The 20,075-nt window shown below is 60.8% G+C and carries 18 protein-coding genes; 12 read left to right on the top strand and 6 right to left on the bottom strand.

The window, feature by feature from the left end; translation table 11 throughout:
* Nucleotides 1-47: 47 nt before the first annotated feature.
* Genes HWX34_RS02300 through HWX34_RS02290 form a run of 3 tightly spaced genes read right to left on the bottom strand, consistent with a single transcriptional unit; the run spans nt 48 to nt 2,855 of the window.
* Nucleotides 48-1,055: a Gfo/Idh/MocA family protein gene (locus HWX34_RS02300; RefSeq protein ID WP_178970808.1), complete on the bottom strand. Its 1,008-nt coding sequence runs from the start codon at nt 1,053-1,055 to the stop codon at nt 48-50.
* A 37-nt stretch (nt 1,056-1,092) separates the two neighbouring features.
* The gene (locus HWX34_RS02295) at nt 1,093-1,917 is read right to left on the bottom strand and encodes a TIM barrel protein (RefSeq protein WP_178970807.1); all 825 of its coding nucleotides are present in this window, start codon (nt 1,915-1,917) and stop codon (nt 1,093-1,095) included.
* A gap of 26 nt (nt 1,918-1,943) precedes the next feature.
* Nucleotides 1,944-2,855, bottom strand: a complete 912-nt coding sequence (locus tag HWX34_RS02290) for a sugar phosphate isomerase/epimerase family protein (RefSeq protein WP_178970806.1) — start codon at nt 2,853-2,855, stop codon at nt 1,944-1,946.
* Between the two features lie 209 nt (nt 2,856-3,064).
* On the opposite strand from HWX34_RS02290, the gene HWX34_RS02285 reads away from it, so the two are divergent.
* From HWX34_RS02285 to HWX34_RS02255, 7 genes are all read left to right on the top strand, one after another.
* A complete protein-coding gene (locus HWX34_RS02285; protein ID WP_178970805.1) occupies nt 3,065-4,120 on the top strand; it encodes a LacI family DNA-binding transcriptional regulator in 1,056 nt (351 codons plus the stop codon).
* 167 nt (nt 4,121-4,287) lie between these two features.
* On the top strand, nt 4,288-6,144 hold the full coding sequence (iolD, locus tag HWX34_RS02280) for a 3D-(3,5/4)-trihydroxycyclohexane-1,2-dione acylhydrolase (decyclizing) (RefSeq protein WP_370459656.1): 1,857 nt from the start codon (nt 4,288-4,290) through the stop codon (nt 6,142-6,144).
* A 31-nt stretch (nt 6,145-6,175) separates the two neighbouring features.
* Nucleotides 6,176-7,087 carry a myo-inosose-2 dehydratase gene (iolE, locus tag HWX34_RS02275; protein WP_178970804.1) on the top strand — a complete coding sequence of 304 codons (912 nt, stop codon included), beginning with the start codon at nt 6,176-6,178 and terminating at the stop codon, nt 7,085-7,087.
* 366 nt (nt 7,088-7,453) lie between these two features.
* Entirely contained in the window at nt 7,454-8,392 is a 939-nt protein-coding gene (locus HWX34_RS02270) for a sugar ABC transporter substrate-binding protein (protein ID WP_178970803.1), read from the top strand.
* 58 nt (nt 8,393-8,450) lie between these two features.
* Entirely contained in the window at nt 8,451-9,998 is a 1,548-nt protein-coding gene (locus HWX34_RS02265; protein ID WP_178970802.1) for a sugar ABC transporter ATP-binding protein, read from the top strand.
* Nucleotides 9,999-10,045: 47 nt separating this feature from the next.
* Nucleotides 10,046-11,071 (top strand): ABC transporter permease, encoded by a 1,026-nt coding sequence (locus HWX34_RS02260; RefSeq protein WP_178970801.1) that lies wholly within the window; start codon nt 10,046-10,048, stop codon nt 11,069-11,071.
* 159 nt (nt 11,072-11,230) lie between these two features.
* Nucleotides 11,231-12,148 (top strand): DMT family transporter, encoded by a 918-nt coding sequence (locus HWX34_RS02255; RefSeq protein ID WP_178970800.1) that lies wholly within the window; start codon nt 11,231-11,233, stop codon nt 12,146-12,148.
* On the opposite strand, the gene HWX34_RS02250 is transcribed toward HWX34_RS02255, so the two are convergent.
* Nucleotides 12,078-12,944 (bottom strand): MurR/RpiR family transcriptional regulator, encoded by an 867-nt coding sequence (locus HWX34_RS02250; RefSeq protein WP_218645024.1) that lies wholly within the window; start codon nt 12,942-12,944, stop codon nt 12,078-12,080. The two genes, HWX34_RS02255 and HWX34_RS02250, sit on opposite strands and share 71 nt — an antisense overlap.
* Nucleotides 12,945-13,179: 235 nt before the next feature.
* Between HWX34_RS02250 and iolC the strand changes: the two genes are divergently transcribed.
* The 4 genes from iolC to HWX34_RS02230 all read left to right on the top strand — a co-directional run bounded on the left by iolC (nt 13,180) and on the right by HWX34_RS02230 (nt 18,457).
* On the top strand, nt 13,180-15,117 hold the full coding sequence (gene iolC, locus HWX34_RS02245) for a 5-dehydro-2-deoxygluconokinase (RefSeq protein WP_178970798.1): 1,938 nt from the start codon (nt 13,180-13,182) through the stop codon (nt 15,115-15,117).
* Nucleotides 15,118-15,135: 18 nt separating this feature from the next.
* Nucleotides 15,136-16,053: a myo-inosose-2 dehydratase gene (gene iolE / locus HWX34_RS02240; RefSeq protein WP_178970797.1), complete on the top strand. Its 918-nt coding sequence runs from the start codon at nt 15,136-15,138 to the stop codon at nt 16,051-16,053.
* Nucleotides 16,050-16,847 carry a 5-deoxy-glucuronate isomerase gene (iolB, locus tag HWX34_RS02235; RefSeq protein WP_178970796.1) on the top strand — a complete coding sequence of 266 codons (798 nt, stop codon included), beginning with the start codon at nt 16,050-16,052 and terminating at the stop codon, nt 16,845-16,847. Before iolE (HWX34_RS02240) ends, iolB begins: the two co-directional genes overlap by 4 nt.
* Before the next feature lie 116 nt (nt 16,848-16,963).
* Nucleotides 16,964-18,457 carry a CoA-acylating methylmalonate-semialdehyde dehydrogenase gene (locus HWX34_RS02230; RefSeq protein WP_178970795.1) on the top strand — a complete coding sequence of 498 codons (1,494 nt, stop codon included), beginning with the start codon at nt 16,964-16,966 and terminating at the stop codon, nt 18,455-18,457.
* 22 nt (nt 18,458-18,479) lie between these two features.
* Here the strand turns inward: HWX34_RS02230 and HWX34_RS21195 are convergent, their stop codons facing one another.
* Together HWX34_RS21195 and HWX34_RS02225 are read right to left on the bottom strand one after the other, a co-directional pair.
* A complete protein-coding gene (locus HWX34_RS21195) occupies nt 18,480-18,605 on the bottom strand; it encodes a hypothetical protein (protein ID WP_255496546.1) in 126 nt (41 codons plus the stop codon).
* Between the two features lie 15 nt (nt 18,606-18,620).
* Entirely contained in the window at nt 18,621-19,454 is an 834-nt protein-coding gene (locus HWX34_RS02225) for an SPOR domain-containing protein (protein WP_178970794.1), read from the bottom strand.
* 139 nt (nt 19,455-19,593) lie between these two features.
* Between HWX34_RS02225 and ndk the strand changes: the two genes are divergently transcribed.
* Nucleotides 19,594-20,019, top strand: coding sequence for a nucleoside-diphosphate kinase (ndk, locus tag HWX34_RS02220; protein ID WP_045846015.1), 426 nt, complete (start codon nt 19,594-19,596; stop codon nt 20,017-20,019).
* The last annotated feature ends 56 nt before the right edge of the window (nt 20,020-20,075 follow it).

Raw genomic sequence — 20,075 nt, 5'->3', positions numbered from 1 at the left:
AGCTGTGGCAAGTCCGAGGAAGTGTGCTGCAGAAAACGCGAGGAAAATCAGTAGAAGTCAGGGTGATCGGGCATGTTGATGTCTACCACTGCGCCATTCTTTTGCGCCTGCACGCAGGCATCCGCAGCTACGGCTGCGGCATAACCATCCCAGGCTGAGGGGCCGGTGAGGGTTCCGGCCTGCACACCGTCAATGAATGCTTGCAGCTCCACGTCGTAAGCGGCGATGAAGCGCTGTTTCCAGTCGGTGAGGATAGTGGTGGAATAACTGGCGGCGCTGCGCAGCGGCACGCTGGATGGCTCTGGCAGGCTGGCAATGCCGGTTTCGCCGACGATCTGACACTGGATGTCATAGCCGTACTGGCAGTTGACGAAGATTTCCACGTCGATACGCACGCCGCTGCGGGTTTCCAGCAGCACGATCTGCGGGTCGGCCAGATGGGGCAGGGCGTGGCTGCTCTTGCGCGGGAATACCACCTGCGCCGATACATAGTCTTCCTCCAGCAGCCAGCGCAATACGTCCAGCTCGTGTATCAGCGTGTCGGTAATGGCCATGGGCGTGGTGTAGCTTTCGCCTACGGATGGATTGCGATGGGCGCAGTGCAACATCAGCGGCGCACCAATACGGCCTTCCTGCAGTACTTGCTTGAGCGCACGGTAACCAGTGTCATAGGGACGCATGAAGCCAACTTGCACCAGCCGTTTGCCATGTGCCAGTTCGGCATTAACGATGCGCATGCAGCCCTCGGCAGTGACTGCCAGCGGTTTTTCGCAGAATACCGGTTTGCCGGCGGAAATGGCGGCCAGCACAAATTCTTCATGGCTGGGGCCCCAGGAGGTGACCAGAACGGCCTCTACTGCCGGGTCGCTAATCAGTGCCTGCCCGCTGTCGTGCACGCGGGCAGTTAGCTGGTATTGCTGCACCGTAGCCTCGGCTTGCAAGGGGTTGATATCATGGACGGCCACCACGCTTGCGCCGGACAGGGTCTGGCTGATGCGGCGGATATGGTCCTGCCCGATGGCTCCTGTGCCGATGACGCCAATGGCTAAAGTCATGTTTGTCTCCTTGATCTTGTTTATCGTGTGATGGGTTTCAAGCGGCCAGTTGCTGGCGGATGTAGTCCATGCTGTTACGCAGCAGGGTTTCGCTGTCCGGTGCTTCCATGATGTCGCTGGCAAAGGGTTCGAACGACACCGCCCCCTGATAGCCGCGCGCCAGCAGTTCTATCAGCTGCGGAATATTGCCCAGCCGGTCGGCACTGCCCACCAGCACGCGGTGACCATCGCGCATTTCATTGCTGGCCAATGCCGTGGATTCCACGCCGGAGATGTGTACCAGCCCGGTCAGCTCCGGAAAGAAAATGTCCTCGCCAGCCAGGTGGTGGTGGAAGGTGTCGTGTACCAGGCGGAAATGGCGTTCACCGGCGGCGGCGTAAATGGCGGTGACGGCGGCTGATTTGCGACGCAGTGCGCATTCCTCGAAGCCCAGCGGCTCCACCAGTCCGGTGATGCCGTGGTCGTCCAGAATCGGTTTCAGCTGTTTGAGCGCATGGATAAGGTCCTGCTGGCGCTGGCTGGCACTGCGGGCATCGTCACGGCTGTTGAGCGGGCACATCACCAGCGCCTGGGCACCACAGTCGCGGGCATAGGCGGCCAGCTGTACGGCACGCTGTTGCAGGTCGGCGTCAAAAACATCAAACGGGTAGAGCGCGTTGATGGTGCGGATGGTGATGCCGGCTTCGGCTGCTGCATCGCGCAGCTGGGTGGCCGGGGTGCCATTGCTGATTTCCACGCCGTTCAGGTCGTTGCGGATTTCAATGTCGGTCACACCCAGACGGCGGCACATGGCCAGATAGTCGGGAAAGGACAGGCGCGGTGCGCTGATGCGGTTGATGGCAAAACGGATGCTGTTGTTCATGGTGGGCTTTCTGCGGGTGAGGGGGCTTACTGCGATTGCCAGTTGCGGTAGTGCTTATCCAGGTAGCGCTGCATTTCGCTCAGCATGAAGCGCGACGATGCGTCGGCGCGTTCCTCCCAGGCAAATACGCAGGAGGACAGCACACCGTCAAAACCGATGTCAGCCAGGGTGGCAAAAAACACATCCCAGTCGATTTCGCCCTGGCCGATATCCAGATGCTGATGCACGCGTACATTGGCGCCGGGTGGATTGACGATATAGCGCAGGCCGGATGAGGCCTTGTGGTTGAAGGTGTCGGCCACACGTACATGGGCCAGTACCGGCGCGGCTGCGCGCAGCATGGCGCCCATGTCGTCGCCGTAATAGAAAGTGTGCGGCGCGATATAGGACAGCTTCACATTGGGTGAGCCAATCACCTGCACAATGTCCAGAGCGGGCTGGAAAGTTTCGATCCAGTCTTCCGGATGCGGCTCGATGGACAGTTGCAGGCCTTCGCGCTCGATAATCGGCACCAGTTCTTCCATGGAACGCCAGAATGCAGCTTCGCATTGCTCTGGCGTATTGATGCCGGCGCCCAGTCCTGCCGAGCGTTCTGGCGCTGCACCACGGCCAAATTCGGAAATCAGGGTGTCGCATTCCAGCTCCACGGCAATTTCGATGGCTTTCTTCCAGTATTTCATCGCCGCCTGGCGTTCATCTTCAAACGGGCTGGCCCAGCGGTACATCGGTTGTAGCGTGGCCAGGCTGACACCGTGTTCGCGCATGGCCTGCTTGAAACCGGCCAGCCGTTCACTATTGGCACGTGGCATGGCCCACCATTGCAGCAGGTCGGCGCGCGGGGATAGTTCGATGTGGCGGTAACCCAGTTCGGCCGTCTTGCGGCACAGTTCCGGCAGGCTGAGGTGCCGGTGCATGTACGGGTCCAGGGCAAGCTTCATGTCGTCCTCCATTTCTTGTGGTGTTGGCTGCTTGTCATGTTGCAGTGCATCTAATGCCAAACGGCTATGGCCTTGTGGTAAAAGGGCTGCAGCGTGGTGTCCTGGGAGGCAATCTAGGGCAAGGCCTGCACGGTTTCAGTTGCTGAATTGACGATAAATCGTCAAGGTGAGCGGCTGGTGCCACCCCATTCGTCTGCAGGAGCCCGCCGATGAGCAGCCCGCCACGTCGCAAGAAAACTGCCCGTTTCATTGAAATCGCCTCTCAGGCCGGGGTGAGTGTGGCCACGGTGGACCGGGTGTTGAACGAACGTGGCAGCGTGTCGGCCCAGGCGCGTGCCAAGGTGGTAGCCGCCGCGCGTGCGCTGGCGGTGCCACGGCTGTTGCCCGACACCCGCCATGGGCTGATTCATCTGGATATCCTGCTACCGGACAACCCCTCACCCTTCTTCCGTCGCTTGCGTCAGGCTTTGCAACAGGCTTTGCCTCTGCTGGACCAGCGGGTGGTGGTGCACCTGCAGACCGTGGGCGAGAAAGACGAAGCCGGCCTGTTGCGCGCATTGCGCGCGCGGCCCTACCGGCGTCACGGCCTGATTGTGGCGGCACCGGATACCCCGGCGGTGCGCCAAGCCCTGCAAGCGGCTATTCAACGGGGCGAACAAGTCGCGCTGGTGGTGAGCAATGTGGCCGATCTGCCACAGGCGCACTATGTCGGCATCGACAACCACGCTGCCGGGCGCACCGCAGGCTGGTTGCTGGGCCGGCTGTGCCGCCAGCCCGGACGGGTGCTGCTGCTGTCCAGTCGCCCGGATTACCGTGGCCACCTGGAGCGGGCCAGCGGCTGTGCCGAGGTGCTGGCACAGGGCTTTCCCCATTTGCGTTGCGATCAGGTGGCCACCGCCACCCATGACGATGCGGACCGTTGCTATGCCGCCGTCAGCCATGCCTTCAAGCAGGGCCAGCCGATTGCCGGTATTTATAACAGCGGAGCGGGCTCACCCGGCATCGAGGCCGCGCTGCGTCGCTATGCCATTCACGACAAGGTGTGCTGGGTGACACACGAGCTGTCGGACGACCACCAACAGTATTTGCAACAGGGGCTGCTGGATGTGGTGATCGACCAGGACCCGGATGGCCAGGCCATCAAGGCCTTGCAACAGCTGCTGGCCACCCTGGACATGTGGCCGGTGGAGGGGGAAATCGGCCCGGCGCAGTTCCGTTTGTACCTGGCAGAAAACATGACACCCTGGCCCTACCTGCCGGGCTGATCACGCCATGATCAGGAAAATGTTTTCCAAAAAAAATAAAAATGAAAAATAATTTGCAAATGTGCTGGAATCTTATATCGTAGCGGCTGACACCTCCCTTACCGACATCAAGCCCGGCCCGGTGCCGCCCCACCGCCTGCTGGCTGCTTGCCCTCTGGAGAAGCAATGTGAAAACCGTACGTCTCACCGTGGCCCAGGCGCTGGTGCGCTATCTGGCTGCGCAGTTTGTCACCATGCCGGATGGCAGCCGGGAGCGGCTGTTTGGCGGTGTGTGGGCCATTTTCGGTCACGGCAATGTGGCTGGTCTGGGTGAAGCCTTGCAGGCCGCGCAGGATGTGCTGCCCACCTTGCGCGCCCACAACGAGCAGGGCATGGCCTTGGCCGCCACGTCATATGCCAAGGCGCATTTCCGCCGCCGCATGATGGCGGTCAGCACCTCGATCGGCCCCGGTTGTACCAATCTGGTCACTGCTGCGGCGGTGGCGCACGTCAATCGCCTGCCCATGCTGTTGCTGCCGGGGGATGTGTTCATTTCACGTGCCCCGGACCCGGTATTGCAGCAGGTGGAAGATTTTCAGGATGGCGGTGTGTCGGCGGTGGATTGCCTGCGCCCGGTTTCCCGCTACTTCGACCGCATCGTGGTGCCATCCCAGTTGCTGACCGCCTTGCCCCGCGCCATCGCCACGCTCACCGACCCGGCACAATGCGGCCCGGTAACACTGGCCCTGCCACAGGATGTGCAGGCGCAGGCTTTTGACTGGCCGGAAGCCTTCTTTGCCGAGCGCGATATCCACTTCCGTCAGCCTCCGGCCGAACCCACTGAACTGGCTGCTCTGGCGAGTTTGCTACGCCAGGCCAAGCGCCCGCTCATTGTGTGCGGTGGCGGGGTACTGTACAGCGCAGGTGGTGCTGACGCGCTACGCCAGTTTGTCGAAACACATGGAATTCCGGTTGGTGAGAGTCAGGCGGGCAAGGGGGCACTGAGATGGGACCATCCGCTGCTGGCCGGTTCCATCGGCGTGACGGGTTCCCCGGCTGCCAATGAGCTGGCCGGTCAGGCCGACTTGGTGCTGGCAGTGGGCAGCCGTTTGCAGGACTTCACCACCGGCTCGCACACGCTATATGCGCAGGCCACGCTGTTGTCCATCAATGTGAATGGCTTTGATGCCATCAAATGGGGTGGGCACAGCCTGCAATGTGATGCCGCCGTTGGGCTGGCCGCGCTGAGTGCTGCGCTGGAAGGCTGGCAGGCGGATAGCGACTGGACTGCCCACAGCCAGCGGCTGTGCAATGGCTGGCGGCGGCAGGTGGACGAAATTGTGCGCAGCCCGCGTGCCAACTTGCCTACCTATGCCGAGGCTATTGGCGCGGTACAGGCCTCGGCGGCAGATTCGGCCGAACGCGACATCGTGGTGTGCGCTGCCGGTACGCTGCCGGCCGAACTGCACAAGCTGTGGCGCACCAGTACGCCAGGTGGTTATCACATGGAGTACGGCTTTTCCTGCATGGGTTACGAAGTGGCCGGTGGCCTGGGGGTGAAGATGGCCCGGCCAGAACGTGAAGTCATCGTGATGGTGGGCGATGGCAGCTATTTGATGCTGAACAATGAACTGGCCACTTCGGTGATGCTGGGGCACAAGATCATCGTGGTGCTGCTGGACAATGCTGGCTACGCCTGCATCAACCGTTTGCAGCAGGCCTGCGGCGGCGCACCCTTCAATAATATGCTGGCCGACTGCCTGCACGGCGAACACGGCATTCCGCAGATCGACTTTGCCCAGAATGCCCGCTCGTTGGGGGCCGAGGCCGAAACGGTGAGCTCGGTGGCCGAACTGCTGGCCGCCATGGTGCGTGCCCGGGCATCCAGCCGCAGTTATCTGATACAGCTGCGCATCGATGGTCCGCAATGCACGCCGGAAGGCGGCAGCTGGTGGGAGGTGGGCATTCCGGAAGTATCCGAACGCGAAGCGGTACGCAGTGCCCGCGCCGACTACGAGCAAGCCCGTTTGCGTCAACGGCAGTAGCACAGCAACGACATAAATAAGGAGCGAGACAGTGCAGCAATTTGACGTGCGTATCGGCATCAATCCCATTTCCTGGAGTAACGACGACCTGCCGCAACTGGGTGGCCATATCCCGCTGGAGACCTGTCTGCAGGAGGGCGCGGAAATCGGCTATGCCGGCTTCGAGCTGGGCAACAAGTTTCCCAAAGACCCGCAGGCACTGCGCGACAAGATGGCCGAATACGGCGTGGCGGTGGTGTCCGGCTGGCATTCCGGCCATCTGGCAAACGGCACGGTTGAGCAGGAAATAGCCGCCGCGACGGCGCATGTGGACAAGCTGGTTTACAACGGCTGCCAGGTGCTGGTGTATGGCGAAGTAGCCGGTTCAGTGCAGGGCCAGCAGCAAACCCCGTTGTCACAACGCCCGCGTTTTACCAGTCAACAGCAATGGCAGGATTACGCCGCGCGACTGGATGCCTTTGGCGCCTGGCTGAACGGCAGGGGCATCACTCTGGCTTATCACCATCACATGGGTGCGTATTGCGAAACCAGTGCCGACCTGGACGTGCTGATGTCCCTCACCGGGCCGGATGTCGGCCTGCTGTTTGATACCGGCCACATCACTTTTGCCGGGGGGGACGCCTATGTCGAGCTGCTCAAGCATGTGGACCGGGTGGTACATGTGCACTGCAAGGATGTAAGACGGGCGGTAATGCAACAGGCCAAGGCAGAAAACTGGAGCTTTCTGGACGCTGTGCTCAAGGGGGTGTTTACCGTACCGGGCGACGGCATGATCGACTTCGCCCCCATTCTCGCCACGCTGCAGCGCCATGGCTACCGTGGCTGGTTGGTGGTGGAAGCCGAGCAGGACCCGGCGCTGGCACCCAGCTATGAATACGCCAAGAAGGGCTATGACTATCTGGCTGCCTTGTGTGCCAGCCTGCGCCAGCCGGTTGTTGCCTGAAAACGCTTGTTGCCAGTACAACTGGTCGCGTTGTCAGTAGCCATGCCATGTCGGCATGGCTTTTTCATTTTTTCGCCCTTGCTGTTGCATTTGTGCCCGGTTAAAACCCGTTAAATCAATGGGATGGCCATGCTGTGCATGGCGCTGTTGCAGGACCCTGGTTTGCAGGGGCAACTGGTTCATCTGGCAAAATATAGAAAAATATTTCTATGTGCAATGCAGCATGAAATTTTATTTGCAATATTGATGCGGCTCACTTATCTTAGCTGCACGACAACACGATATGCGCTTCGCATTGCACTGCAACATGAGCGGTCGGCGGCATGTCGGGATCGAACCCACACCATAAGGACAGGAGACGCATCAATGAAACGCATCACCAAGCTTGCTGGTTCCGCAGTGTTCTTTTCCCTCACCATGCTGGCCATGCCGGCATCCGCCGCCAAACTGGGCGTGACCATGTCCGCCTTTGACGACAACTTCCTCACCGTGCTGCGCAATAACATGAAAACCTATGCAGGCAGCCAGAAGGGTGTGGACATCCAGTTTGAAGATGCGCAGAACGACGTCGGCCGCCAGCTTAGCCAGGTACAAAACTTCATTGCCCAGAAAGTGGATGCCATCATCGTCAATGTGGTGGATACCGATGCCACGCCGAAAATCACCAAGCTGGCGCAAAGCGCCGGCATCCCGCTGGTGTACGTAAACCGCATGCCGGCTGACAAGACCCTGCCCGCCAAGGTGGCCTTTGTCGGCTCCAACGAGGCCGAATCCGGCACCGTGCAAATGAAAGAGGTATGCCGCCTGATGAAGGGCAAGGGCAATATCGTGGTGATGATGGGCGACCTGGCCAACCAGGCCGCGCGTCAGCGTACCAAGGATGTGGAAGAAGTCATCGCCAAGGCCCCGTGTAACGGCATCAAGATTGTGGAAAAACAGACTGCCAAATGGTCGCGTACCGATGGCCGCGACCTGATGATGAACTGGCTGAGTGCCGGTCTGCAGTTTGACGCCGTGGTGTCGAATAACGACGAAATGGCCCTGGGTGCCATCCAGGCGCTCAAGTCCGCCAAGCGTCTGGACAAAACCATCGTGGCTGGCGTGGATGCCACCCAGGATGCCCTCACCGCCATGAAAAACGGCGAGCTGAAAGTCACCGTGTTCCAGAATGCCGCCGGTCAGGGCAAGGGTGCGGTAGACACCGCGCTGAAACTGTCGCGTGGCGAGAAGCTGCCGTCCATGATCTGGGTACCGTTCGAGCTGGTGACCCAGGCCAACCTGAAGAACTACCAGTCGCGCAACTAATGCTGAAGCGGGCGGCCGCAGCAGTGTGCCGCCCGGTACTCAAGGAGGAGAGCAAGCCATGTTGAGCCTGGCCCCGGAAAAACCGAAAGCAGCTGCAGCGTCCCACCCGCCCGTGGAGCGCGAAACGCTGCTGATTGAAGTGGAAGGCGTACGCAAGGCTTTCCCCGGTGTAGTGGCGCTGGATGATGTGTCCTTCCGCCTGCGCGCCGGCACCGTGCATGCACTGATGGGCGAAAACGGCGCTGGCAAGTCCACGCTGATGAAGATTCTGGCCGGGGTGTATATCCCGGACAAGGGCGTGTACCGCCTGCACGGCCGCGACATCGCGCTGACTTCGCCGCTGGACGCGCTGGAAAACGGCATCGCCATGATCCATCAGGAACTCAACCTGATGCCCTTCATGAGCATTGCCGAAAACATCTGGATCCGCCGCGAGCCGCTGAACCGCTTCGGCCTGATCGACCACGCCAGGATGTACCAGATGACCCGCGAGCTGTTTGCCCAGCTGTCCATCGATCTGGACCCCGAGGCCAAGGTGGCCAGCCTGAGCATTTCCAGCCGCCAGATGGTGGAGATTGCTCGCGCGGTGTCGTACAACTCCGACGTGCTGATCATGGATGAACCCACGTCAGCGCTGACCGAGCACGAAGTCGCCCATCTGTTCCGCATCGTGCGCATGCTGCGTGAGCAGGGCAAGGGCATCATCTACATCACCCACAAGATGAACGAGCTGTTCGAGATTGCCGACGAGGTATCGGTATTCCGTGATGGCCATTTCATCGGCTGCAAGCGGGTGGAACAGCTTAGCCATGATGAAGTGATCCGCATGATGGTGGGGCGCGAAATCACCGAGATGTTCCCCAAAACCATCGTGCCGATTGGCGAGGTAGCGCTGGAAGTGGAACACCTCACCCTGGATGGCGTGTTCCACGATGTGTCCTTTTCCGTGCGCCAGGGGGAAATCCTTGGTGTGGCAGGGTTGATCGGCTCTGGCCGCAGCAATGTGGCGGAAACCCTGTTTGGCGTCAGCCCGGCCAGTAGCGGCCAGATCCGCATCAATGGCCAGGCCGTGAGTGTGGACTCCCCGCGCACCGCCATGCAGCACGGCATGGCTTTTCTGACCGAAGACCGCAAGGACACCGGCTGTTTTCTCAACCTGAGCATTCAGGAAAACATGCAGATATCGGTGCTGGGCGGTGACAACCTCAAGGCCGGTTTTGTCCGCCAGCAGGCGCTGGACAGCATGTGCGCAGCCATGTCTGGCACCTTACGGGTGAAAACGCCGAATCTGGACGAGCGCATCGAAAACCTGTCCGGTGGCAACCAGCAAAAAGTGCTGATTGGCCGCTGGCTGCTGACCAACCCGAAAATACTGATTCTGGATGAGCCCACCCGTGGCATCGACGTGGGTGCCAAGGCGGAAATCCACAAGCTGATCTGCAAACTGGCCGGGCAGGGTGTGGCTGTCATCATGATTTCGTCCGAGCTGCCCGAGGTCCTGGGCATGAGCGACCGCATCATGGTCATGCACGAGGGCAGGGTGACCGGCATTGTCGACCGGGCCGACGCGACCCAGGTCAGCATCATGACACTGGCTGCCGGCTGACATTGCCGCCAGCGAGGAAAAGCACAATAACAGCAGGAGAAGACAACATGTCAATCAGCAATACGCAGCCGCTGGACAAGGCAGCAAAATCCGGCGCATTTGGCTTCAAGCTTCCCGCTGAAGCACGCATCTTCATGGTGCTGCTGGGCGTGGCCCTGATATTCGAACTGTTGGGCTGGCTGTTCGTCGGCCAAAGCTTCATCGCCAACAAGGAAAGACTGATCGTGATGGTGCTGCAAGTGTCGGTGATCGGCATCATCGCGGTGGGCGTCACCCAGATCATCATCATGGGTGGTATCGACCTCTCGTCCGGCTCGGTGGTGGCGCTCACCGCCATGGTATCGGCCAGTCTGGCGCAAACTTCAGACTTTGCCCGTGCGGTATTCCCCGCGCTGACCGACCTGCCGGTGCTTGCACCGCTGGCTGCCGGTTTGCTGGTGGGGCTGGTGTGCGGCCTGATCAACGGCACGGTGATAGCCAAAACCGCCATTCCGCCCTTCATCGCCACATTGGGGGTGATGGTGACCGCACGCGGCATGGCCAAGTGGTATACCAAGGGTGAACCCATCAGCATGCTGTCGGACAACTACGCGGCAATCGGGGCAGGGATCAATCCGGTCATCATTTTCCTGGTAACGGCGCTGGTGTTCCATATCATCCTCAGCTACACCCGTTACGGCAAATACACCTATGCCATTGGTGCCAACCGTGCCGCTGCGCGGGTGGCCGGCATCAATGTCAACCGTCACCTGATTCTGGTGTATACCGTGGCCGGCCTGCTGTCCGGCCTGGCCGGGGTGGTCACATCGGCGCGCGCCGTGTCCGGTCAGGCTGGCATGGGCATGATGTACGAGCTTGACGCGATTGCCGCTGCGGTCATCGGTGGCACCTCGCTCAATGGTGGTCTGGGCAAGATTACCGGCACGGTGATCGGCACGCTGATTCTGGGTACCATGACCTCCGGCTTCACCTTCCTGCGTATCGACGCTTATTACCAGGAAATCGTCAAAGGCATCATCATCGTGGTGGCCGTGGTGGCAGACCAATACCGCCAGCGTAACCGCCGCAGCTGATCGTCCCGCATCACACAGCGGGGGTGGCAGCAGTTAAACTGTCGCCGGCGTCACACTCCGCTGACTGCATGCGGCATGGCAATGCGGCAACAATCTTTCAGCAGGGTGTTGATCGGGAAGGTAAGCCTTCCCGTTTTTTCATTGTTGCGGAATCGTGTTGTGAGCGTGAAACAAGTTGTACGCCCCGGGCTGGCTGAAGCCACGCTGGTACTGGTGACCCTGATTGCTGGTTTTGGCTGGCTGTGTTCCAAGGAAGTGTTGCGCGGCATGCCCCCCTTGCTGTTTCTGGGCGTGCGTTTTGGCAGCGCAGGTGTGCTGCTGACCGCACTGGCACGCACACGCGCCCAGCCTTGGCCATGGCATTTACCTGCCACCAGCAAATGGAGTGCACTGATGCTGGCCTTGGCCATGGTGCTGTGGATGCTGGCCCTGCAGCAAAGCAACAACCTGGGCGTGGGTGCCTTCATCGGCAGCCTGGGTGTGGTATTGGCACCAGTGCTGGCGCGGCTGATGTTTGGCACCGTGCTGCTGGCGCAAACCTTGTGGGCCATGCCGCTGGCCGCGCTGGGGGTGGCGGCCATGGCCTTGCATGGTGGCTGGCAGCTGGGTGCGGCCGACAGCCTGTTTCTGGCTTCGGCCGTGGCGATGTCGGTGTTTCTCAATCTGAACGGCAGGGCAGGGGCGAAGGCGCCGGCATTGAGTCTGACCGCCTTGCAGCTGCTGCTGGCGGGACTGGCCGGTTTGCTCGGCAGTGTGCTGGTGGAGCACTGGCCATCCCGACTAAGCGGCGGGGTGACGGCCTGGCTGCTGGTAAGTATCCTGCTGGCCACCTGTGGCCGCTTCTTCCTGCAAGGCTGGGCGCAGGCGCGGGTGCCAATGCAACGTTCGGCTTTCATCCTGCTGCTGGAGCCGGTATGGACGGCCTTGCTGGCCTGGTGGTGGTTTGGCAGCAGCATGAGCGCCAGTCAGCTGACCGGCGCGGGGCTGATCATGTCGTCCTTGCTGATCAGTCGTCGTAAGCCCCGGCGTCGCGGGTCTCTTCAATCACCAGTTCCAGCCGGTAAGACAGGGCAATGAACAAGGCCTGACACAGGCTGATGGTGCTGGTGAGCGAGCGGAAGGAAAACGCGGTGCCCTCTTTTACCGTCAGCACCGCATCGGCATTGCGTGCCAGCGGGCTTAACTGGCTGTCGGTAATCACCAGCTGCTTTGCCTTGTTTTGTCCGGCTACACGTGCGCAGTAACGGGTTTCCTTGCCATAAGGCTGGAAACTGATGGCTATCATCAGGTCGTTTTCGCGGATGCTGCGGATCTGGTCGTGGTACATGCCGCCCAGGCCGGATACCAGATGCACCCGCTTGGCGGTGTGCTGCAGGGCATAGCTGATATAGCTGGCAATCGGAAACATGCGCCGCACTGCCACCACATAGATATTGTCCGCCTTCACCAGCAATTCCACTGCCTTGTCGATGGCCGCCGGGTCCAGCGACTGCGACAACTCATCCAGCCCTTGCTGACAGGCGGCTATGAAGTTCTGCGTCACCTGGGTATTGCTCAACGGCGTGTCCTGGGTGGCAATCACGCTGCGGATGCGCTTCTGGTAATTGTTGACATTGCCACCGGCCGGGGCGAAGGCATCACGGAACACCGTCTGCATGTCGGAAAAGCCGCTGAAGCCAAAGCGCTGGGCAAAACGCACGATGGCCGATGGCTGTACTTCGCAGGCCTGCGCAATGTCGGTAATACGCTCCAGCACCAGCGTCTGGCGGTGCTCTTCTACGTATTTGGCAATCACTTTCAGCTGCTTGCTCAGGTCTTCGTATTCCTCGGCGATGCGTTGCATCAGCTGATCGGCGCTTATTTCCTTGGTCATGGCAGGAATGTTCGGCAATGTGGATGGCGTCATTTTAGAGTGAAACTGCCGCACTACAAAAACATTTTTCGGAAAATAATTTCTATTAGAAAATAAATACGAAAAAAAAGTTGCATTAGCTGGGCCAGCGATTTATGCTGGACTTCACCGATATGGCTGACGGCGCACTTCCCCGGGCGGGTGGAGGCGGGCCGCAGCGGCGGACAGTCACTCAACGAGACAAAGAATGCACATCATGCAAAACACCACCCATTTTGCTGCCGACCGACCGCTGGACCTGATCTGCCTGGGCAGACTGGCCATCGACTTGTATGCCCGCCAACTGGGAGCCCGGCTGGAAGACGCCAGCAGCTTTGCCCGCTACCTGGGCGGCTCCTCTGCCAACATTGCATTCGGTACTGCCCGCCTTGGCCTGAAGTCCGCCATGCTGTCCCGCGTGGGCGACGAACACATGGGCCGCTACCTGCTGGACACCCTGACAGCGGAAGGCTGTGATGTCAGCCAGGTGAAGGTGGACCCGGAACGGCTTACCGCGCTGGTGCTGTTGGGTATCAAGGACCGCGATACCTTCCCCCTGCTGTTTTACCGCGAGAACTGTGCCGACATGGCGCTGGAAGAAGCGGATATCAATGAAGATTTCATTGCATCGAGCAAGGCGCTGCTGATTACCGGCACCCACTTTTCCACCGCCAAGGTAAATGCCGCCAGCCGCAAGGCGCTGGCGCTGGCACGAAAGCATGATGTGCGCACCGTGCTGGATATCGACTATCGCCCGGTGCTGTGGGGCATAACCGGCCGTGGCAATGGCGAAGAGCGCTATATCGCCAGCGATGGTGTGACTGCCCATTTGCAATCGGTACTGCCGCTGTTCGACCTGATTGTCGGTACCGAAGAAGAAATCAGTATCGCCGGGGGCTCGGACGATTTGCTCACCAGCCTGGCCACCGTGCGTCAGCTCGCTCCGCAGGCCACGCTGGTGGTGAAGCGTGGCCCGCTGGGCTGCGCGGTGATTCCGGGTGCCATCCCGGCGCGCATCGAGGATGCCTTCTCGGTAAAGGGCGCGCAGGTAGAAGTGATGAATGTACTGGGCGCCGGTGATGCCTTTCTGTCCGGCTTCCTGTCCGGCTGGCTGCATGGCCGCGACTACGGCTGGTGCTGCTCCCGCGCCAATGCCTGCGGCGCACTGGTGGTGTCGCGCCATGGCTGCTCGCCGGCCATGCCCACTCCGGCCGAACTGGATTATTTTCTCGGTCTGGAACAGACACCGCTGCGGCCGGGTGACGATGCCACGCTCAGCCGCCTGCACCGGGTCAGCATCAAGCGCAAGCAATGGGATGACCTGTGCGTGTTTGCCTTCGATCACCGCAACCAGTTTTTCGAGCTGGCGCGGCAAAGCGGGGCGGACGAGGCGCGCATTTCCGTGCTCAAGCGCCTGCTGGTGGAGGCGGTGGCCCAAACCGAAAGCGCGCTGCAACTGCAAGGCCATATCGGCATTCTGGTGGATGACCGCTACGGCGAGGATGCCATGTATGCCGCCACCGGTCGCGGCTGGTGGATAGGCCGTCCGGTGGAATTGCCCGGTTCCAACCCGCTGGAATTCGATCGTGGCCGCACCGCCACAGCCCGGCTGGAAAGCTGGCCGCAGGAACACATCATCAAATGTCTGGTGCAGTACCACCCGGACGACACACTGGAAAACCGGCTGGAGCAGGAAGCCCAGGTGCGCGCCATTTACGAGGCCGCACAACTGAGTGGCCACGAGCTGCTGCTGGAAGTGATTCCGTCGAAAAAGCTGCCACAACAGCCGGACACCGTGCTGCGCGCACTCAAGCGCTTCTACAACCTGGGCATCTATCCGGAGTGGTGGAAGCTGGAATCCATGTCGGCCGCGCAATGGCAGGCGGTGGACGCGCTGCTGGCCGAGCGTGACCCCTATTGCCGTGGCGTGGTGTTGCTGGGCCTGCATGCTTCGCTGGATGTGCTGCGTCAGGGCTTTGCCGACGCGGCAGCCAGCCGCAGCTGCCGTGGTTTCATGGTGGGACGCACGCTGTTCCACGAACCGTCACAACGCTGGCTGGCCGGCGAACTGGACGACGCCGGGCTGATTGCAGCCGCCCGTGGCAATTTTGAAACCCTGATCGACATCTGGCGCAGCCGTCGCCAGCCGCGCTGAGCACCCGGGAGAACAATAATGAGCAAGCCATTCAAGGTAAAAATCGGCATCAACCCCATTTCCTGGTGCAATGACGATCTGCCCTCGCTGGGCGGGGAAGTCACGCTGGACACCATTTTGCGCGAGGGTGCCCGCATTGGTTACCAGGGCTTCGAGCTGGGCAACAAGTTTCCGCGCGACCCGCAAACGCTGGCTGCCGTATTACAGCCCTATGGCGTGGAGTGCGTGTCAGGCTGGCATTCCGGATATCTGGCGGAAAGCAGCGTGGAAGAGGAAATCCGCCGCGTGGAGCCGCATCTGCAACTACTGGTGCAAAACGGTTGCAAGGTGATGGTGTATGGCGAGGTGGCCAGTGCCATTCAGGGCCAGCCGCAGCCCTTGTACAAGCGACCGCGTTTCACCAGTCAACAGCAATGGCTGGCCTATGGCGCGCGGCTGAGCGAATTTGCCCGCCATCTGCAATCACGCGGCATCACCCTGGCTTATCACCACCATATGGGGGCCTATGTGGAAACCGCGCAGGACATCGACCAGCTGATGGCCGTCACCGGCCCGGAAGTCGGCCTGCTGTTTGATAGCGGCCACATCACCTTTGCCGGTGGCGATGCGCTGGCGGTACTGAACAAACATATTGCCCGCGTGGTGCATGTGCATTGCAAGGATGTGCGCCCGCAAGTGGTGAAGCAGGCGTGGAACGGTAACTGGAGCTTTTTGCAGGCGGTGATCAATGGTGCGTTTACCGTGCCGGGCGATGGCTGCATCGACTTTGCCGCCATCCTGCACACGCTGGCGCAGCATGATTATCAGGGCTGGCTGGTGGTGGAGGCCGAGCAAGACCCTGTGGTAGCGCCCAGCTATGAATACGCCGACAAGGGCTATCGCACCCTGTCATCGCTGGTGGCGGCCATCAATCAGCAGGAAAGGAGTGTGGCATGAGCTTGTTGGTCAAGGCAGGCAAGGGGCGCGTAATAGCCGACATCACCCCGCACAGTGCCAGTTGGCATCATGTCGGTTTCCGTGCGGTACGACTGGATGTGGGCGAACAGGAAAGCTGGCAGGATGCCGGGCGCGAATGCTGTCTGGTGGTGCTGACCGGCAAAGTCGCCGTGCAGGCGGGCAGCCAGTACTGGGACAGCCTGGGCGAGCGCAGCAGCGTGTTTGACGAACAGGCACCATGGGCGGTGTATGTCCCGGCCGGCGAGCCGCTGACCATCACCGCGCTGACTCCGGCGGAAGTGGCCTTGTGCTCGGCCCCCGGCCAGCGGGGCCCCGAGGTGCGGCTGATTGCGCCTGCCAGCATGCAGCGCAGTGTGCGCGGCAAGGGGGCAAATACCCGCTATGTGACTGACATCCTGCCGCAGACCGAGCCGGCCGACGGCCTCTTGGTGGTGGAGGTCATCACCCCGTCCGGCCATTCCTCCAGCTACCCGCCGCACAAGCACGATCTGGACAATCTGCCGGCGGAAAGCGCACTGGAAGAAACCTATTACCACCGCATCGACCCGCCGCAGGGCTTTGCCTTCCAGCGGGTCTATACCGACGACCGCAGCCTGGACGAATCCCATGCGGTGGAAAACCACGACGTGATGATGGTGCCGCGCGGCTATCACCCGGTGTGCGTGCCCTATGGCTACCAGTCCTATTACCTCAACGTGATGGCCGGGCCCAAGCGCCAGTGGTCCTTCCGCAACGACCCGCAGCACCAGTGGCTGTTGCAACTACCTGATTGAGGCCGTGGTGCCGGGCCGTTCTGGTCCGGTGCTGGCCACCGCATTCCCGCTCATTATCCATTTGATGCCCACCGCTCAAGGGCAGGCCCCCGGCTTGCCCGCAGCAAGGAGAAACCATGTTGCAGATTCCGCATTTCATCAATGGCCAGCGTACTGCTGGTGCGGCACAGCGTTACAGTGCCGTGTTCAACCCGGCGCTGGGTCGCCCGCAAGCCGAAGTTGCCCTGGCCGAGCCGCAAGATGTGGCAGCCGCCGTGGCCGCTGCCCACGCTGCATTCCCGGCCTGGGCTGCATTGTCGCCGCTCAAGCGCTCGCGCATCCTGTTCCGTTTCAAGAGCATTCTGGAAGAGCGTCAGCGCGAACTGGCCGCAGTGATTTCCAGCGAGCATGGCAAGGTGGAATCCGACGCCCAGGGCGAAGTGCAACGCGGGCTGGAGGTGGTGGAGTTTGCCTGCGGCATTCCGCAGTTGCTCAAGGGTGAATACACAGAACAGGTGGCCACCGGTGTGGATGCCTGGACCATGCGCCAGCCGCTGGGCGTGGTGGCCGGCATCACGCCGTTCAACTTCCCGGCCATGGTGCCGATGTGGATGTTCCCGGTGGCACTGGCCTGCGGTAATACCTTCATCCTCAAGCCTTCCGAACGTGACCCGTCCGCCCCCTTGCTGATTGCCGAATGGCTGCAGGAAGCCGGGTTGCCGGATGGCGTGTTCAATGTGCTGCAAGGCGACAAGCTGGCGGTAGACGGCCTGCTCACCCATCCGGACGTGGCTGCGGTCAGCTTTGTCGGCTCCACCCCGATTGCCCGCTACATCTATGAAACCGGTGCGGCGCATGGCAAGCGGGTGCAGGCGCTGGGCGGGGCCAAGAACCACATGGTGGTGCTGCCGGATGCCGATCTGGACATGACTATCGAGGCGCTGATGGGCGCGGCCTATGGTTCAGCCGGTGAGCGCTGCATGGCGATTTCCGTTGCCGTTGCCGTGGGCGATGTCGCGGACACGCTGGTGGCGCGTCTGGCCGAACGAACCCGGCAACTGCACATCAATGTCGGCACCGATCCCAAGGCCGAAATGGGCCCGCTGGTGACACGCCAGCATCTGGACAAGGTGACTGCTTACGTTGCCCAGGGTGTGGCCGAAGGGGCCAAGCTGGTGGTGGATGGCCGTGGTCTGGTGGTGCCAGGCTGCGAGGAGGGCTTCTTTATTGGCGGTACGCTGTTCGATCACGTTACCCCGGAGATGACCATCTATCAGGAAGAAATCTTCGGCCCGGTGCTGGCCGTGGTACGGGTAGACAGTCTGGAAGCGGCAGTACGGCTGATCAACCAGCATGCCTATGGCAATGGCACGGCCATCTTTACCCGCAATGGCGGTACCGCGCGTGAGTTTGCCCATCGCATCCAGGTGGGCATGGTGGGCATCAATGTGCCGATTCCGGTGCCGATGGCCTTCCACAGCTTTGGCGGCTGGAAAGCGTCCTTGTTTGGCGACCATCACATGCACGGCCCGGAAGGCGTACGTTTTTACACCCGCATGAAGGCCATCACCAGCCGCTGGCCAGCAGGTCAGGTGCAGAGCGCAGAGTTTTCCATGCCCACGCTGGGTTGAGCGCTAGCAAGAGAGGCCGCGCTTATTGCTTGGCTTCTTTTGTACCGGACATGGTTTGTATCCTCTGATCGACCTTCAGGCAGCCTTGGCTGCCTTTTTTTGACGGCGCAAACAAAAGGCCCGCCTTGATGAAGGGCGGGCTGGGCATGATCGCTTGCTGTACTTATTGTCCGGCGGGCGCTAGCAGCGGGGTGTAACCCAGGCTGCGCAGCTTGGCCATGGCCTCGTCGGCTTCGGCCCGGTTCTTGAACGGCCCAAGTTGTACGCGGGTTTCGGTGTGAGCCTCTATCCCCTTGGCCTTGAGCTCTTTCACCAGTTTTTCGGCATTGCCCATGCTGGAGAATAAACCCAGTTGCAGTTTGTAGCCCAGTGAACTGCCTTCCGGCTTGGCCTTGGAAAGTGGCGCGCTCTGGGGCTGGGCGCTGGGTTCTGCATTACTCACCACCACCGGTGGTACAGTGCTGGCGGTCGGCGCGGGCTTGCTGGCTACCACATGAGGTGATGCCGTGTTTGCCACCGGTGCTGTGGCGGGGGCCGGGGTGCTTGTTGTGCTGGTATTCGCCTTCACGGCCGGTTTGCTGACTGGCGTGTGCGCTACTGGCGGTGTGACTGGTTTGGCACTGGCCACTGCCGGGGTTTTGCTCACATCAGGGGTCTGTGGGGTGGCTGCGGCTGGAGCAGCCGGCGAAGGCGAAGTTCCGGCATCAGTCTCGGGCGCACTGGCCTCCACCGCCGGAGCGCTGGCGACTTGCTGCTCCGGTGCGCTGGCCTCCATCACCGGAGCTGAGGCGGCGTTGACGATCTTGCCCGAGCTGCTGACCGGCGCTGCGGCCGTCATGTCGACCTTGGGCTTTTTCATGCCATCGAGCACCGGAATGGCGGCCAGTGCCACCGCAACCAGGCCACCGGCAATCGCCAGGCGTTTTTTCAGCTTGCTGTTGAGGTCTTGTTCGTCCGGCGCATGGCCGTGGTCCTGCCCGTGGTTTTGTTCAGTCATGGCCTTGAATTTTTATGCAGCAGAGGCTTGAAAAGGCTGGTAAAATATCGGGTTCCTCAGAATTGCGTAACCCGAGTGGATAAACTACAGCCTAGTTTAGCCACTTGTTCTGTTATTTGGGAGTATTTGGGAGATTTTTATGGCAATTGAACGTACCCTGTCCATCGTTAAGCCGGATGCCGTCGCCAAGAACGTGATTGGCAAGATCTACGACCGTTTCGAATCCGCCGGTCTGAAAGTGGTTGCTGCCAAGCTCAAGCAACTGTCCCGCGCTGAAGCCGAAGGCTTCTACGCCGTGCACAAAGAGCGTCCTTTCTTCAAGGACCTGGTTGATTTCATGGTTTCCGGCCCGGTGATGATCCAGGCTCTGGAAGGCGAAAACGCCATCGCCAAGAACCGCGAACTGATGGGCGCCACCGACCCGAAAAAGGCTGACGCCGGCACCATTCGCGCCGACTTCGCCGAATCGATCGACGCTAACGCCGTACACGGCTCCGACAGCGCTGAAAACGCTGCCATCGAAGTGGCTTACTTCTTTGCCGCTTCCGAGATCTACTCCCGTTAATCTCGCTTTGCCGTAATGGATGTATCTGGCGGCAGCCCTGTGGCTGCCGCTGTTTT

The organism is Aquitalea sp. LB_tupeE (assembly GCF_013391415.1).
In the GTDB taxonomy this organism is placed as follows: domain Bacteria; phylum Pseudomonadota; class Gammaproteobacteria; order Burkholderiales; family Chromobacteriaceae; genus Aquitalea.
Note: the sequence above shows the minus strand (reverse complement) of the source record. Positions and strands in the feature narration are given on the sequence as shown.